Raw genomic sequence first — 16,595 nt, 5'->3', positions numbered from 1 at the left:
CGGTTAAATACATCCAGTATTTGCTCTCTTCGCGCCTTGTCTGGCGAAAAATCCGCTTCAAAATTTGGGCAGCTCAGATCGTGTCCACATACCCTGGAAGGAGATTTCTTTCATGCAAATTATTTCTGTACGTACCATTGAGGGCCCGAATCTATATAGTTACCAGCCAGTCATCAAGGTAAAGTTTGATATTGGAAAATATGAAGACATTTCCAGTGCGGAAATTGCCGGATTTAATGAAGGCTTGTTACAGGTGCTGCCGGGCTTGAAAAACCATTATTGTTCCCGCGGCAGGCAGGGCGGGTTTGTGGAACGTTTGTACGAGGGCACTTATTTGGCCCATATCTTGGAGCATGTCGTACTGGAACTGCAATGTATGGCTGGTTCGGAGGTCAGTTTTGGCAAGACTCGCGGCAGTGGAGTGCTGGGTGTATATGATGTCGTTTTTCGTTATGAAATTGAAGCGTTGGCGCGACAGGCGCTGGCGGTAGCCGTAGAACTATTACGGGCAGTGATTGCCGGCCAGCCCTTTGACATCGTCACTGCGCTGCAAAGTATCCGAGAAGCCGGTGATGAAGGCGGTTTCGGACCAAGTACAGCGGCCTTATACGAAGAAGCGTGTAAAAGAGATATCCCGGTAACCCGAATGGGCGAAGGCAGTCTGCTGTTTCTAGGCTATGGCTGTCGCCGACGCCGGGCATGGGCCACGCTTACCGATCAGACCAGCGCTCTAGCTTCTGATCTGGCCTGTGACAAATATGTGACGAAGCAGGTACTGGCCCAGTGCGGGATTCCTGTTCCTGACGGTATTGTGGTTACAACTGTGGCGGAAGCCCTTGCGGCCCGGCAGCGGATCGATGGCCCGGTAGTAGTGAAGCCGCTGGCCGGTAATCAGGGAAAGGGTGTAACCATCAACGCCAGCAAACCGGCTGAAATCGAGCGTGCCTTTCAGCTTGCCTATGATTATAATCACAGTGTGCTGATTGAGGAATATGTGTGTGGCCATGAATACCGGCTATGTGTGGTGGGCGGCAAGCTAATTGCCGCGGCCGAACGGATACCGGCCTATGTGCTGGGAGACGGGCAGCATACGGTGCAGGAGCTTGTCGATCTGACCAATGCCGATGCCGATCGCGGCAACGGTCATGAAAAACGGTTGACCAAAATAAAAATCGATGCAACCGCGATTGATGTGTTGGCCCGTCAACAGCTTACGCTGGCCTCTGTGCCGGCTGACAGACAGCTTGTCCGGATCAGGGAGAATGCCAACCTGAGTACCGGTGGCACGGCAGTGGATGTGACGGATATCGTGCATCCCGATAATGTCAAAATGGTGGAACGGGTGGCCCGGCTGATTGGATTGGACGTAGCCGGCATTGATGTGGTTGCCGAAAGCATTGCCGAACCGATCAGGGAGGGGTATGGGGCGGTCATTGAAGTCAATGCGGCGCCCGGTATTCGCATGCACCATTATCCGTCGGCCGGTAAGGCGAGAAATGTGGCGCAGCGGATAGTTGAAAGCCTTTTCCCGGACGGTAATAACGGCCGGATTCCGATTGTCGCGGTTACCGGTACAAACGGCAAAACCACAGTGACCCGGATGATCGGCAGTATCTGGCGAAAGGCCGGTTACCATGTGGGCATGACAACTACGGAAGGCATATATATTGATGAAGAGTGCATCCTGCCCGGCGATACCAGCGGACCGCGCAGTGCCGGCATGGTGCTGGCCGATCCCGCCGTAGAGGTTGCCGTGTTGGAAACAGCCAGAGGCGGTATTGTTCGTGGCGGCCTGGCTTTCGATAAATGCGATGTGGGAGTTATAACCAACATAACGGAGGATCATCTGGGACAGGACGGCATTGAATCACTGGAAGATTTGGCTTTTATCAAATCCTTGGTTGTTGAAACGGTCAAAGACAATGGATTCTCCCTGCTAAATGCTGATGATCCGATCGTGGCCGGTCTGGCCTGCCGGACCAGCGGCGAAATAGTCTATTTCAGCGTAGAACCCAGCAATATTGTGGTACGGCGTCATCTGGGAGCAGGCGGCAAGGCATTTTTTATAAAAGATGGTATTATCTATACGGCTTGCGGCGATTTGGCCAGGCCGATTATTGCCGTGGCGGATATTCCCGCCGCCCTGGGTGGCATGGCTGTGCATAATCTGCAAAATGCCGTAATTGCTGCGGCCGCTTGTTATTGCATGAGAATTCCGGTCTCCTGCATCCGGCAGGGGCTGGCCGAGTTTGCGCAAAATCCCGGCAGGCTCAATTTAGAGACTGTCGGAGACCTGCGGGTTTGTGTCGATTACGGCCATAATCCGGCCGGGTATCAGGCTGTTATTCAGACGCTGCGGCGGTTAAATGCCAGGCGGCTGGTCGGGGTTATTGCCGCGCCGGGTGATCGGCGGGACGAAACCACGCGAAAGATCGGGTGGATTGCCGGCAAAGGCTTTGATTATATTTATATCAAGGAAGACGCCGATCTGCGGGGCCGGAAAAAGGGAGAAACCGCTGAACTGCTTCGTCAGGGTGTGCTGGAGGCAGGCTTTAAGACTGACTGTATCCGCGTTATCCCTTCCGAGGCGGAAGCGCTGAAAACAGCCCTGCAGCAGGCACAGCCCGGCGATTTGATTGTCGTGTTTTTTGAAAGTTACGAATTGGTCATGAAAACGCTGGAAGAATTCCGGCAAACCTATGAAGCCTCTCTGGCTTTACGGGAGAGGAAGGAACCGGCAATTTCCTACGGCAGCCTGTTGGCTGCGGATATGAAGTAGAAAGAGTCATCCATTCAGACAATTCAGTGGTTTGTGAGGCCGGCAAAGTTCATGTTTTTCCAAAAAAAATTAACCTAATGGCAGGCATACTCCTATTTTATGTCGAATATAGTACTTCCAAATCCGCATCTGGAGGTATCTGCTAAATGAATGACAGCGTAGAGAATATAAAAGACTTGCATGAACTGCAGCTGGTTGTATTCCGTCTGGCGCGGGAAGAATATGGGCTGCCGATTACCAGGGTACAGGAAATCAATCGTTTGGTTCCAATTACCAAACTGCCGCAGACACCGCCCTTTATGGAAGGGATTATCAACTTAAGGGGCCGCATCATTCCCGTTATTGACCTGCGCAAGCGGTTTCAACTGGAAGTGACGGAACACACGGATAATACCCGGATTATTATTGTCGAAGTAAACGGGCAGACCATTGGGGTCATTGTGGATGCCGTTAATGAGGTTGTCAGACTGGAACAGGAACAGATTGAACCGCCGCCGCCATCCTTTGTCCTTGATGCCCAGTATATTCACGGTGTGGGAAAAGTGGACGGCCGTCTCTTGATTCTTTTAAATATCAATGCGGTGTTAAGCAGTCAGGAAGAAATCGAGTTAAAGGAATTCAACCGGGAATGATGAGTGTTGATGCGTTGCAGGTAAAGGCATATGCTAAAATCAATATCACTTTGGATGTTCTGCATAAGCGTGCGGACGGCTATCACGAAGTGTCGATGATCATGCAGGCGATAGACCTGCACGATACGGTATCACTGAAAAAACAGAACGGGGATATTACCGTCGAGGCTAATATTCCCGCTCTTGCTTGTGACGACAGCAACCTGGCCTGCCGGGCAGCCCGTCTGGTCAAGGAAAACTGTCATATCGCTGAGGGCGTACATATTGTCCTGGATAAACAGATTCCTTTGGCGGCAGGCCTGGCCGGTGGCAGTTCCAACGCGGCGGCTGTACTGAAAGGGATGAACCAATTGTGGCAATTGGGGTTAAGCCAAGCGGAGCTGGAAGCCTTGGGAGCCTCCTTGGGGTCGGATATTCCTTTTTGCCTGCGGGGCGGTACCATGCTGGCCACCGGTCGGGGTGAGATATTGACTCCATTGCCGGCAATGCCCTGCTGCTATGTTGTTCTGGCCAAACCGGGAATTTGCGTATCAACCGCCCGGGTTTATGGGCGGTATCGAAGTGCGGAACAGGTAGTACATCCCGATACCCAGGGGGTTATTGCCGGGCTGGAACGGCAGGATTTGCCGGCTGTTACACAGCGCTTGTGTAATGTGCTGGAAAGTGTTACCGTGACCGAGTATCCTTTGATTGATGAACTAAAGCAAAGCATGAAGCGCTACGGGGTAATGAACAGTTTGATGTCGGGCAGCGGGCCAACCGTGTTCGGCCTTACGCCTGATCTGGAACGGGCTAATTATGTTGCTGACAGGCTGGGTAGCCAATTTAAAGATAAAGCCGATATTAGGGTGGCTAAAACACTGGCAAGGGTGGAGTGAGAAGATGGAACGGCGATTACTGCCAATCAGGCTGGACAGTTACCAGCCTTTGCGGGAAGTTGTATGTGAAACACTGAGGAATGCCATTGTAAGCGGAATTTTAAAACCAGGCGAGAGGCTGATGGAAATTCAGCTGGCAGAGGAGCTTGGCGTAAGCCGGACGCCTGTGCGGGAAGCTATTCGCAAACTGGAACTGGAAGGGTTTGTCATCATGGTCCCGCGGCGCGGCACTTATGTGGCGGATCTTTCCATCAAGGATATTAATGAAGTATACGAAGTCAGAACCTCTCTGGATGTACTGGCCGCCGGCCTGGCTGCCGAACGGATTACCGAGGAGGAACTGGAACAGATGGAGCGTCTGCTGGTGCAGATCGGCGAGTATATTGATAACGGTGACATGGATAAAATTGTCGAAGCCGATAGTCTGTTCCATGATATTTTATATCGGGCCAGTCGCAACGACCGCCTGGTTGGTATTATCAATAATTTAAGAGAACAGCTGACCCGTTTTCGTTCGATGTCGATGTCTTATCCGGGACGGCTCAAAAACACGCTGGAGGAACACAGCCGCCTGGTGGAAGCCATCGCCCAGCGTGATCCGGAGCTTGCCCAGCAAAGAGCGGTTGAACATATGGAAAATGCGGAGCAGACTCTGTTAAATGATCTTAACGAACGCAGAAATCAATCCAATGATTGACAAACGTGCCGGATATGGACAGGCGGGAGGCTTGGGGCATGGTTGATGCAATCGTTTTGGCTGGCGGTGAAAACAACAAAACATTGCGTCAGGTATCGGCGGCAACCTATGAGGCGTTGATCGAGATTGAGGGCAAACCCATGGTTTGGTATGTGGTCAATACACTGGCGGCAAGTCCCTTGGTGAACCGGGTTTTTGTTGTCGGTCCGCTGGCTGAACTGGCTGGCTGTGTACTGCCGGGTGAGCCGGTGCTTTTACCGTCAGGTAAAACCATGATGGATACTGTTGTGGCGGGTATGCGGGCCTTGGGACATCAGAACAAGGTGTTGGTGGTGACGGCGGATATTCCCCTGATTTCCGGTGAAGCGTTGACGGATTTTCTTCGGCAATGTGCCGGCAGTGAGGCCGACGTCTATTATCCGATTGTGTCGCAGGATACTGTCAGACGACGCTTTACAACAGTCAAACGTACCTATGTCCGCTTGAAGGAAGGGATATTTACCGGCGGCAATGTGTTTTTGGTCAAGCCGGCCATTGTGGAATCCTGCCTGGATTTTGCCGCCCAAGTAGTGGCGCAGCGGAAAAAGCCTTTGAACTTGTGCCGTTTACTGGGCTGGTCTTTTATTGTCAAATTTCTGTTAGGCCGGTTAAGCCTGGCCGATATAACCGGACGGTTGTCGGAACTGCTGGGAATTACCGGGCAGGTGATTTCTTCGCCCTATGCCGAAATCGGCATGGATGTGGATAAATTAAGCGATCTGGAAATGGTACGTAATGAAATAGCCCGCTTATAGAATAAACGCGCTGTATTGGCGCGTTTATTCTATAAGCGGCAAAAATGGTAAACGATGCCGGCTTGCGTGGGCAATGGTGATGTATAGGTCGGAGCGAAAAGCAAAAGAATAAATGATAAGTTTTCTCTCCGCTATTTTTTGATGTGGCCCCTGAAAAAGTGTTGCTGCAATGCGGAGTGTGAATAAAATAAATTAGTAATGCCCTAGGTTTTGTTTGTAAACTATCTGAAACGCTCCCTGACGGTGTTTTTTGTGCCATAGTTCGTTAATATTTTCTGAAATGGGGCTCCTATTTCAAAAAAATGTTGCCTTGGCTGGCGCAAAAATCACTCGCCATAGATCATTCCGTTAATTTACAAACAAACCCTAGCAGGAATTGTCAGGTAAACAGAGAATCTGAATAAAAAAGTTATTGGAAGGAATATTGTTCGGGATTTCCTGACAGTGGAGGAAAAGGATGACTAAAGCACGGAGAACGGAACGTATGATTGCGTTGACCAAATTTTTGACGGAGCGGCCAGGCCATTTATTTTCACTTAATCATTTTTGTGAATTGTTTGGTGCCGCTAAATCGACGTTAAGTGAAGATATCGTTACGATCCGGCAGGCGATGGAACAATTTGCCATGGGGTCGCTGGAAACGGTTTCCGGTGCGGCCGGCGGAGTGCGTTTCCTGCCGCTAAGATCGCAGGACGGAACTTGCGCCTTTTTGCATGAACTGGCAGAAAAACTGGCCTCACCGGAGCGGATTATTCCGGGCGGCTTTTTATATATGGCCGATATTCTCTTCACACCGGACCTTATGGTACAGGTGGGAGAAATCTTTTTTTCCCGGTTTTCGCATTTGTCGCCTGATTATATTATGACAGTGGAGACGAAAGGAATTCCGCTGGCATTTATGACGGCGCGGGCCTTTAACCTTCCTTTGGTCATCGTCCGTCAGGGCAGCAAGGTGACTGAAGGGCCGTCCGTCAGTATCAACTATGTAACCGGCTCGGGCAAGCGGATTCAGTCCATGTCCCTGCCTCGCCGGGCGATTCCGCCCGGGGCGCGGGTTCTGGTCATTGATGACTTTATGAAAGCCGGTGGTACGGTGCGGGGTATGTACGACCTGGCTCATGAAGTGGATGTGGAAATCGTCGGTACCGGCGTGCTGGTCGGTACGGCCCAACCGCAGGTAAAACTGGTTGAGGATTATTTGGCATTGCTTATCCTGCATGAGGTTGATCAGCAGCGAAAAATCGTGGATATCCGACCGGCTTTGTAGGACCTGTATTCAATCATGGAAATGCTGGAGCGACGAGTGATTTTTGCGCCAGGCAAGGCACATTTTCGCAGGCATAATGGGGGTTATGGCAAGAAGATGTAACGAAGTATGGAGGGGAAATCGCCGTCGATACAGGATTTTCTAATGGTTGAATACAGGTTCTAAAGCCGGTTTGATTCTTCTTTCTAGAAATTGTAGTAATTTGCAGGAATCTGACTGATCGTGTAGAACCTAAATAAGGTTTGAGTTTTGGGATTGATAAAGAGTAACAGGGGGAGTTGAAGTAATGTCAGAATTGGTAACGGTGATCCTAGCAGCAGGTAAGGGCACGAGAATGAAGTCGTCCATACCTAAAGTACTGCATCCTGTGGGAGGCAAACCCATGGTGCAGCATGTGTTGGATGCCGCCAATTTTGCCGGAGCGTGCCAGAATATCATTGTGGTCGGATTCGGTTCGGAAGCAGTAACAGCAGCACTGGCGGGGCAGGCTCAATTTGTCCTTCAGGCGGAACAACTGGGGACAGGGCATGCGGTCATGCAGGCAAAAGATTTGCTGGAGAAATTTGCGGGTACTGTCATGGTGCTCTGCGGCGATACTCCTTTATTAAGGGGAGAGCTGCTGGCTAAACTGTATGCGGAGCATTGTGCGGCCCAGGCTGCAGCCACTGTATTGACGGCGAATATGCCTGATCCTTCCGGCTATGGGCGGGTTATTCGTGATGCTGCCGGTCAGGTTCGCGGCATCGTGGAGCAAAAGGATGCTTCGGTGGAAGAGCTCGCTGTGCACGAGATTAATACGGGAATTTATTGTTTCGACAGCCGGGAGCTTCTTGCAGCACTGAGCCAGATTACCTGTGCCAACGCACAGGGTGAATATTATCTGACCGATGTGCTGGGGATTTTGGCCCGGGAAAACAAGACGGTCGGTGCTGTAACGGCACCCTGCTTTGAGGAGACGATGGGAATTAACTCCCGCGTTCAACTGGCGGAAGCAGAGAAATTTATGCGCCAGCGCAAATTGCAGGCTTTAATGGAAAATGGTGTGACCATCATGGACCCGGCCAGCACTTTTATTGACGAAAGTGTTTCTATCGCTCCTGACACAGTCATTTATCCTTTTAGCTGGCTGGAGGGAAACACGGTAATTGGGAGTGGCTGTACGATCGGACCTAATACCCGCATCCAGAGCAGTCAAATCGGTGACCGGGTGACCCTGCATTTTGTATATGCCCATGATTGCATAGTGGACTCTGATGTTACGGCAGGCCCTTATGTTCATCTAAGACCGAATACCCATTTGAGCCGTGGCGTCAAGGTGGGTAATTTTGTGGAAGTGAAGAACTCTAAAGTAGGGGAAAATAGCAAGATTCCGCATTTGAGCTATATCGGGGATACAGATATGGGCTCTAAAGTAAACATTGGTTCCGGTACCATCACCGTAAATTACGACGGAAAAAAGAAATACCGGACTACGATCGAAGACAATGCTTTTATCGGATGCAATACTAATTTGGTGGCCCCTGTAACGGTAGGCGAGGGAGCGTTTGTGGCTGCCGGTTCGACTATCACGAAGGATGTGCCGCCGGCAGCGCTGGGTGTAGCCAGAGCGCGCCAATCCAATATTGAGGAATGGGCAAACAAGAGAAAATAAGCTTTGGCAGTAGGAACGCTCTTGCGGGTACTTATAAATAAATTTTATAAAACTGTTGGCATAGGTCTGATCTGACGGGAATACAGGCGTGTGTCAACAGGTATGGAGGTAATGTATTAACATGGTGCTGAAAAACAAGGATCGATTATGTCTCTTTACCGGTAATGCCAATCCGGAATTGGCGCAGGAAATGGCCGATTATTTGGGAATCCCTTTGGGTAAAGCTTTCGTTGGGCAGTTTAATAATGGTGAAACCCAGGTGATTATTGATGAAAGCGTACGCGGCAAGGAAATTTTCGTAGTGCAGCCAACCAGTTATCCGGCGAATGAGCATATTATGGAATTATTGATCATGGTAGATGCATTCAGACGCGCATCAGCCCGGCATGTGACCGCAATCATTCCCTATTATGCTTATGCAAGGCAGGACCGTAAAACTCGGGGACGTGAACCGATCTCGGCTAAGTTGATCGCCAATCTGCTGACAATTGCCGGGGTAAGCCGGGTTATTACAATGGATCTTCATGCCGGACAGATTCAGGGCTTTTTTGATATTCCGGTGGACCATATGCCTGGTGTACCTATTTTAGCGGAATATATTACCTCCAAAAATCTGGAGGATATTGTTGTGGTATCGCCGGATCTCGGCGGTGTGACGCGGGCCAGACAACTGGCTGACCGTTTGGGTGCCCCCATTGCCATTATTGAAAAGCGACGCCCCGCACCAGGCGTAGCGGAAGTTATGAATACCATTGGCAGTGTGGAAGGCAAAACGGCGATTATTGCCGATGATATGGTTGACACAGCCGGTTCGCTGGTGGAAGGCGCCAAGGCGTTGGGAAGACTGGGGGCCAAGGAAGTGTATGCCTGCTGCACCCATCCGGTACTTAGCGCTCCGGCGGTGGAACGCATTGAAAAATCAAACATCAAAGAGCTGATCGTAACCAATACCATTCCGCTCACCCCGGAAAAATGCTCGCCTAAAATTAAAGTATTGTCGGTGGCTAAGCTGCTGAGCGGCGTTATTACCAACATCCACAATGAAGTTCCGGTAAGTATTCTGTTTAACTAATTAAACGGCGGCTGGTTTAATTTTCATCACCTGCATACACTATAAGGGCGCGATATCGCGCCCTTATAGTGTAATATGATATAATGAATGATATTTGGAGGATGATGAATTGTGCCAGCCGTTACCATCAGGCAGGCCGCTTTATCGGATGTAGCGGCGATGGCAGCTTTGTTTACCGAGTGCTTCGGCGAAAGCGTCCGGCATTATTGTGGCAGCTCACTGCCTCGGCCACAGGCTATGGAAGATATTTTCCGGTTTGTCTACAAGGCGGAGCCGGAAGCCGCCTTTGTGGCGGAAACTGCCGGACGGCAGGTTGTGGGGTATTGCTTTGCTCCCGCCTGTTTACCCCGGTTGTGGATTGAGGCGGTAACCGGAGGCTACATTTTTTTATGGTTTTATCGCTGGTTTACCGGTCGTTACGGGCTTGGTTTACGGCCATTGAAGACGGCCTTTTTCAATAAGGCTTCGTTCCTTCAATCCTCCCTGCGGCCGCAGCAGCAAGTCAATGCCCGTATCCTGTCCATTGCCGTCAGTGAAAGCTGGCGGGGCCAAGGCATCGCCGGCGGTCTCATGGCGGCTGCCATGAACTATTTTGCTGTCTGCCGGGTCGGCAAGGTTCGCCTGGAGGTAAGGCCGGATAACCATCCTGCTTTGCAGGTGTATCAAAGATGGGGTTTTGTTCCGTCCGGTGTGACACGGGATTCGCAAGGTGAATGGCTTATCATGCTAAAAGAAATGGAAGGCTGACACAGATGGAGATGCAGATGCGGCTGATCAGTATGCTAGGGTTTCTGACTGTGATAGTGTTGACCTGTCTGATTGTTGATTATTTTCAGGTTTTGCGTCGTCCGGCGCGTTTGGGCCTGGGCCTGGCCGTCACCTGTATTGTCGTGGGGGTTATTCTGGTAGTGAATGCCGTGTTGCCGGACAGCCAGTTTTATGGAGCGGTTTTTTCGGAGCAGGACACCCTGGATAAAGTGGTGGCTCTGACTTTTGATGATGGACCCAATCCGTCTTATACGGGACAGCTTTTGGATATTTTGCGGGATAACGGTGTGCATGCCACTTTTTTTCTGATTGGCCGCCACGTGACTGAAGCGCCGGAACTGGTAAGTCGCATCGCGGCGGAAGGACATCAGATCGGCAACCATACCTATAATCATTTGGATTTGTTAAAGCTTGACCGGCGAACCGTGGAGGCAGAGATTGATAAAACCAATGAAGCTATTGCAGCCATAACCGGGAGTAAACCTGTCCTCATCCGGCCGCCTCATGGCTTTCGCGATGCTGCCGTGCTTGGTATCATCCGGGACAGGGGAATGGTGCCGGTGGAATGGTCGGTGGCCAGCCGGGACTGGACCAATCCTGGGGTGGCTATCATCGTGCGGCGTACGGTGCAGCAGGTGAAAAACGGCTCGATTATCCTGTTGCACGATGGAGCCGGTGATGTTTCAAGGGCCCAAACCATCGAGGCGACGCGGCGGATTATTCAGGAACTGAAGGGGCGGGGCTACCGGTTTGTTACGGTTGGTGAATTGCTTGCTATGGGGGAGAACAGACAGTGAAAATCATTGCGGGGTTGGGAAACCCGGGACAAGAATATCAAGCAACCCGGCATAATGTCGGGTTTATGGTGGTTGACGAATTGGCAAAACTCTGGAAAATTGATAGTTGGCGAAGCCGGCACGAGGCCCTGGTAGCGGAATATCGCGACGCCCAAGAGCCGGTTTTGCTGGTAAAACCGATGACATACATGAATTTAAGCGGTGTGGCGGTTGGTGCATTGGCTCGCTGGTACAAGGTCGCGCCGGAAGATATTATGGTCATTTATGATGATATGGATATTCCCTGCGGAAAACTGCGGCTTAGAAAGAAAGGCAGTGCCGGGGGGCACCGGGGGCTGGTCTCGCTGTTGGAGCATTTGGGGACAGAGGAATTCTTTCGCATCCGGGTGGGTATCGGGCGACCGCCGGACGGCTGGCAGGTAGTTGATTATGTGCTAAGCCGGTTTAACGCCGAAGAAACCGAGCTTGTTGTCCAAGCGGTAGAACGGGCGGCTCAAGCGGTTGTTTGTGCCATTGACCGAGGCGTGGACCTGGCGATGAATCGTTATAATAAATAGTTCCTGGCGGGAGCATAGTAGTCCGCCACGCCTAATGATATGGGATGAATGTAGGCGTGGTGGACTACTACCCTGTCAGGAATAGTTTTTAGAAAAGTGGTAGGAGCTGGTTTGATTTGCTAACCGCATTGTTTGCAGATAAAAGAGGAGAAATATTTGATGCACCGGGTTATCAGGCGATGGGACGGACCGGCTGGGAGGAGGCTCCCTTGACACCGGAAGACATGATTCCTCTGCCGGAGGGGGCCTCGCTGGCCTACTTGCCGGGGCGCACGGCACTTGGTGTGGGGAAAAACGGCAAAGTCCGGAAGGTTCCGGCAGGTGGACTGGCGGTAGCTGCTCTGTTGCCGGCCGGTTATACCCGGACCCATTTGCCCGCCTTTTGCAAGGAAGAGGGGGCGTCGGTCCTGCCGCTTTATGGCTATACGGCGGCGGCTCTCTACCAGGATCGTATTTACGTGGCGGCGATCAAGAGCGATGATAATGAAACTTGGTGTCCCACCAACTATAATACATCGGACATAAAAGAACGGGTGCACCGGCTGCAAAAGCAGTTTGACGGCAACCGGATTGTCGGACAGCTGGCCCGCTGTTCGCTGGAATGGCAGTGCTGTACGGCGCAAAATCTATTTTACCACCGCTGGGAAGCCGGGATTCCGGTGTCTCCTGCCTGCAATGCCGACTGCCTTGGCTGCATCTCCTTGCAGCCGGCGGAGTGCTGCCCGTCGCCGCAGAGTCGTATTACTTTTAGGCCGACTTCGGAGGAGATTGCCGCAGTTGGCGTGTATCACCTCGACGGGGCGCCGAAAGCTATTGTCAGCTTCGGGCAGGGCTGTGAGGGAGAGCCTTCGCTGGCTTTTGAAAATATTGCCGAAAGCATCCGGTTTATCCGCAGCCGGACGGCCAGAGGGGTTATCAATATGAATACAAACGGCGGTTTTGGCCAGGGCGTGAGAAGCATTGTTGACGCAGGGCTGGACAGTATGCGAGTCAGCATAATCAGCGCCATTCCGGAGACCTATCAGGCTTACTATCGCTGCCAGTACCGGCTGGATGAGGTAAGGGAGTCCATCCGTTATGCCAAGGGGAAAGGCGTCAGAGTGTCGCTGAATATGCTTTCCTTCCCCGGATTAAATGACCGGGAAGAGGAAGTTGGCGCCTGGCTGGACTTTTTGGCCGAAACCAAGGTAGATATGATCCAGCTGCGCAATCTCAATTTCGATCCCGACCTGTTCCTGCAAAGCATGCCGCCCGCCAAGGGAGCGGCCATCGGGGTAAGGCGTTTTGTGACAGAACTGATCAAACACCAGCCGCAGATTGTCATTGGCAGCTTCAGTCACTTCTTTACTAAACGGTAAAGAAAAATACTGATGGAACACAATAGAAACGGAAACAATATTGCATAACACATATTGGTATGCTATAATTATTTAGCGATAATCCAATTGTTTACACGAAACGAGGTGCAAGATAGAATGAAAGAAAAAATCCATCCTAATTATGGCGAAGCAAAAGTCATTTGCGGTTGCGGCAATACTTTTGTGACCGGTTCTGTAAAAAAAGAACTTCGCGTTGATGTGTGCTCTAAGTGCCATCCGTTTTTCACCGGCCAACAACGTAATATTACTGCCGGCGGCCGGATCGAGAAATTCAATAAGCGTTATGGTCAACAAGCCTAAAACGAGGAGCAGAGCAGAAACGCTCTGCTTCATTTGTATTCAGCGATAAATAACCGAAGTGGCCGGCAGAAAAAACTCCTCCGGCCTTATAGAAAGGGTGAGTGTTGTGAAACCTAAGATTTATATAGGCGGTCAAGCAGTTATCGAGGGCGTCATGATGCGCGGCCCTGCTTCCATCGCCACGGCGGTGCGGGAACCTTCCGGTGAGATTATGGTCAAGAAGGAAAAGTTGGTTTCCATTGCCGATAGATATCCTGTTTTGAAAAAGCCCATGATCAGAGGCGTGGTTGCTCTAATCGAGTCACTGGTTATCGGCTTGAAGGCGCTGTCTTTTTCGGCCCAGGCGGCCGGTGAGGAAGGCGAGGAACTGAGCAATAAGGAAATTGCCATGACGATGCTATTTTCGCTGGGCCTGGCTATTTTACTGTTTGTCGTATTGCCGACCTATGCGGCGAAATATATTCACAGCGCCATTACCGATGCCCGTCTGCTCAATCTGTTTGAGGGCATTTTGCGCTTGACCGTGTTTTTAGTTTATATCGTTGCTATCTCTTTAATGAAGGATATTCAGCGGGTCTTTCAATACCATGGTGCCGAGCATAAGACCATTCATGCCTATGAGGCCGGTGTGCCGCTTACGGTGGATAATGTCCGGGGCTTTAGCACGCTTCATCCACGCTGCGGTACGAATTTTCTGCTCATTGTCATGGTGGTAAGTATTATTATGTTTGCCTTTTTGGGCTGGCCTTCCCTTTGGGAGAGGATTGTTTCCCGGATTATTCTGATGCCGCTGGTGGCGGGCATTGCCTATGAGATTATCCGGTTTGCCGGACGCAGCCAGGCAGCCTGGGTCAGAATTTCCATTTTGCCGGGATTATGGCTGCAAAAGCTGACAACCCGCGAACCGAGCGACGACCAAATTGAGGTAGCCATTCAGGCCTTTGAGGCGGTCCGACCGTCGGAAGACCCGGAGGCTGCTACGCCGCCGGAAGGTCTTTGCAGCCCGTCGGCTTGCTAGTAGCATTTGTAATCCTGACGAAGTACTATATTGATGAGGTGAAGATTTGTGCTTGATAAACTCCAAGCCATTGAAGATAAATACAGTGAATTGGAAAATCTGATCAGTGATCCGACAGTGATTGCCAATATGACAGAGTGGCAAAAGCACACCAGGGCTCACTCCAAGCTGACGCCGCTGATTGTTAAGTTCCGGGAGTATAAAGAGGTGCTGCAGGGACTGGCCGATACCCAGGAACTGTTAGACGACAATCCGGAGGCCGATCTGCGGGACATGGCCCAAGCCGAGCTCAGTGAGTTGAAAAGCCGGGAAGCGGCGCTGACCGATGAACTGCGGATTTTACTGCTGCCGCGCGATCCCAATGATGATAAAAGCGTTATTGTTGAAATCCGGGGCGGGGCTGGCGGTGACGAAGCGGCGCTGTTTGCCGGTGATTTATTCCGCATGTATACGCGCTATGCTGAAAACCGGGGCTGGCGAACGGAAATGCTGGATGCCAATGCGCCTGATTTGGGCGGCTTTAAGGAAGTTGTTTTTGTTGTGGATGGTGACGGAGCTTACAGCCGTCTGAAATACGAAAGTGGTGTGCATCGCGTGCAGCGTGTCCCGACGACCGAGTCAAGCGGACGTATTCATACATCTACCGTAACTGTGGCTGTTTTGCCGGAAGCTGCGGAAGTGGACATCACCGTCAATCCGAACGATCTGAGAATTGACACCTATTGTGCCAGCGGCGCCGGCGGCCAGCACGTAAATAAAACGGAATCGGCCGTCCGGATTACTCACTTGCCCAGCGGTATTGTGGTAACCTGCCAGGACGAAAAGTCGCAGCTTAAAAATCGTGATAAGGCGATGCGGGTGCTAAGAGCCAAGCTGCTGGAAGCGGCCGAGGAGGAACAGCGGGCCGGTGTGGCGGAAGCCCGCAAAAGCCAGGTGGGAACAGGGGACCGCAGCGAGCGGATTCGCACCTATAATTTCCCGCAGGGCCGGGTGACGGACCATCGGATTGGCCTGACCTTGCATAAATTGGATTTTATACTAAACGGCGATCTGGATGAGCTGATTGAAGCGCTGATTACAGTGGACCAGAGCGAACGTTTAAAGCAGGCTGAATAAGATGGAAAAAAAGCATGCATGGACGATTGGGACAATTTTAACTTGGACCAGGCAGTACTTCCAAGACAAGGGCGTGGATAATCCACGCCTGGATGCTGAAGTACTGCTTTCCCATATCCTGGGGAAGGACAGGCTGTATCTTTATGTCCATTTTGACCAACCGTTGGAACAACGAGAACTGGAAGCCTTCCGGGCGGTAGTCAAACGCCGGGTGCTGCGGGAACCGGTTGCCTATATTACCGGCTGCCGGGAGTTTATGGGACTTGCCTTTCAGGTTAGTCCGTCTGTGCTCATCCCCCGGCCTGATACGGAAATTCTGGTGGAAACCGTGCTGGCAAAATTGGCCGGACAGAATACGGCTGCGCCGGCTCTCTTAGATATTGGAACAGGCAGCGGCGCTATTATCATCAGTATGCTACATACGCTGGCCGCGGCGACCGGTGTGGCTGTGGATATTTCGGCAGAGGCTTTGCTGGTTGCCCGGGAGAATGCTTGCCGGCATGGTGTCGCCGACCGGTTGACATTGTATAAAGGAGACATTTTCTCAGCGGTGGCCGGACGGCAGTTTGACGTGATTGTTTCCAATCCGCCTTATATTCCGCAAAAAGATATCACGGGGCTGGCAGCCGAGGTGAGAAAGGAGCCTCACCTGGCTTTAGACGGCGGTGCCGACGGGCTTGATTTTTACCGCCGGATCAGCCAAGTGGCGTCTGCGTATCTTACAGCCGGCGGTCTGCTGGCGTTTGAAGTTGGCCAGGGCCAGGCCGACGCGGTGGCGGAACTGGGTAGAACGCAGCAGTTTCTGGTGGAAGCCATTGTTAAAGACTATGCCGGCATTGACCGGGTGGTTTTGTTGCGCGATACCAGACAGCCGGTGCCGCAATGAAACA

At 51.6% G+C, this 16,595-nt stretch carries 16 protein-coding genes; all 16 read left to right on the top strand.

Translation table 11 applies throughout. The annotated features are described in order from the left end of the window. Positions 1-112 precede the first annotated feature (112 nt). A complete protein-coding gene (gene cphA / locus BMW43_RS02475; RefSeq protein WP_091743822.1) occupies positions 113-2,779 on the top strand; it encodes a cyanophycin synthetase in 2,667 nt (888 codons plus the stop codon). Between the two features lie 146 nt (positions 2,780-2,925). Beyond that, on the top strand, positions 2,926-3,411 hold the full coding sequence (locus BMW43_RS02470) for a chemotaxis protein CheW (RefSeq protein WP_091743821.1): 486 nt from the start codon (positions 2,926-2,928) through the stop codon (positions 3,409-3,411). Next, a complete protein-coding gene (gene ispE / locus BMW43_RS02465) occupies positions 3,408-4,289 on the top strand; it encodes a 4-(cytidine 5'-diphospho)-2-C-methyl-D-erythritol kinase (RefSeq protein WP_439331440.1) in 882 nt (293 codons plus the stop codon). The genes BMW43_RS02470 and ispE overlap by 4 nt, the downstream gene beginning before the upstream one ends. A gap of 4 nt (positions 4,290-4,293) precedes the next feature. Continuing rightward, a complete protein-coding gene (locus tag BMW43_RS02460) occupies positions 4,294-4,986 on the top strand; it encodes a GntR family transcriptional regulator (protein ID WP_091743819.1) in 693 nt (230 codons plus the stop codon). A 38-nt stretch (positions 4,987-5,024) separates the two neighbouring features. Continuing rightward, positions 5,025-5,780 (top strand): nucleotidyltransferase family protein, encoded by a 756-nt coding sequence (locus BMW43_RS02455; RefSeq protein WP_091743818.1) that lies wholly within the window; start codon positions 5,025-5,027, stop codon positions 5,778-5,780. A gap of 457 nt (positions 5,781-6,237) precedes the next feature. Beyond that, positions 6,238-7,047, top strand: a complete 810-nt coding sequence (purR, locus tag BMW43_RS02450; protein WP_091743817.1) for a pur operon repressor — start codon at positions 6,238-6,240, stop codon at positions 7,045-7,047. Between the two features lie 286 nt (positions 7,048-7,333). After that, positions 7,334-8,698 (top strand): bifunctional UDP-N-acetylglucosamine diphosphorylase/glucosamine-1-phosphate N-acetyltransferase GlmU, encoded by a 1,365-nt coding sequence (gene glmU / locus BMW43_RS02445; protein ID WP_091743816.1) that lies wholly within the window; start codon positions 7,334-7,336, stop codon positions 8,696-8,698. Between the two features lie 121 nt (positions 8,699-8,819). Further along, entirely contained in the window at positions 8,820-9,770 is a 951-nt protein-coding gene (locus BMW43_RS02440; protein ID WP_091743815.1) for a ribose-phosphate diphosphokinase, read from the top strand. 111 nt (positions 9,771-9,881) lie between these two features. After that, entirely contained in the window at positions 9,882-10,517 is a 636-nt protein-coding gene (locus BMW43_RS02435) for a GNAT family N-acetyltransferase (protein WP_245732194.1), read from the top strand. 5 nt (positions 10,518-10,522) lie between these two features. Next, positions 10,523-11,335 (top strand): polysaccharide deacetylase family protein, encoded by an 813-nt coding sequence (locus tag BMW43_RS02430; RefSeq protein WP_091743814.1) that lies wholly within the window; start codon positions 10,523-10,525, stop codon positions 11,333-11,335. Beyond that, entirely contained in the window at positions 11,332-11,892 is a 561-nt protein-coding gene (gene pth / locus BMW43_RS02425) for an aminoacyl-tRNA hydrolase (RefSeq protein ID WP_091743813.1), read from the top strand. Before BMW43_RS02430 ends, pth begins: the two co-directional genes overlap by 4 nt. A gap of 116 nt (positions 11,893-12,008) precedes the next feature. Further along, a complete protein-coding gene (locus BMW43_RS02420; protein ID WP_245732193.1) occupies positions 12,009-13,250 on the top strand; it encodes a radical SAM family protein in 1,242 nt (413 codons plus the stop codon). Positions 13,251-13,367: 117 nt separating this feature from the next. Beyond that, on the top strand, positions 13,368-13,571 hold the full coding sequence (gene rpmE / locus BMW43_RS02415) for a 50S ribosomal protein L31 (RefSeq protein WP_091743812.1): 204 nt from the start codon (positions 13,368-13,370) through the stop codon (positions 13,569-13,571). A 106-nt stretch (positions 13,572-13,677) separates the two neighbouring features. Further along, positions 13,678-14,589 (top strand): DUF1385 domain-containing protein, encoded by a 912-nt coding sequence (locus BMW43_RS02410; RefSeq protein WP_091743811.1) that lies wholly within the window; start codon positions 13,678-13,680, stop codon positions 14,587-14,589. A 48-nt stretch (positions 14,590-14,637) separates the two neighbouring features. Further along, on the top strand, positions 14,638-15,705 hold the full coding sequence (prfA, locus tag BMW43_RS02405) for a peptide chain release factor 1 (RefSeq protein ID WP_091743810.1): 1,068 nt from the start codon (positions 14,638-14,640) through the stop codon (positions 15,703-15,705). Between the two features lies 1 nt (position 15,706). Beyond that, entirely contained in the window at positions 15,707-16,591 is an 885-nt protein-coding gene (gene prmC, locus BMW43_RS02400; protein ID WP_091743809.1) for a peptide chain release factor N(5)-glutamine methyltransferase, read from the top strand. Positions 16,592-16,595 lie beyond the last annotated feature (4 nt).

Source organism: Propionispora vibrioides, from assembly GCF_900110485.1.
GTDB classification, from domain to species: domain Bacteria; phylum Bacillota; class Negativicutes; order Propionisporales; family Propionisporaceae; genus Propionispora; species Propionispora vibrioides.
The sequence above is the reverse complement of the archived record's forward strand: the minus strand, read 5'-3'. Positions and strand labels throughout refer to the sequence as shown.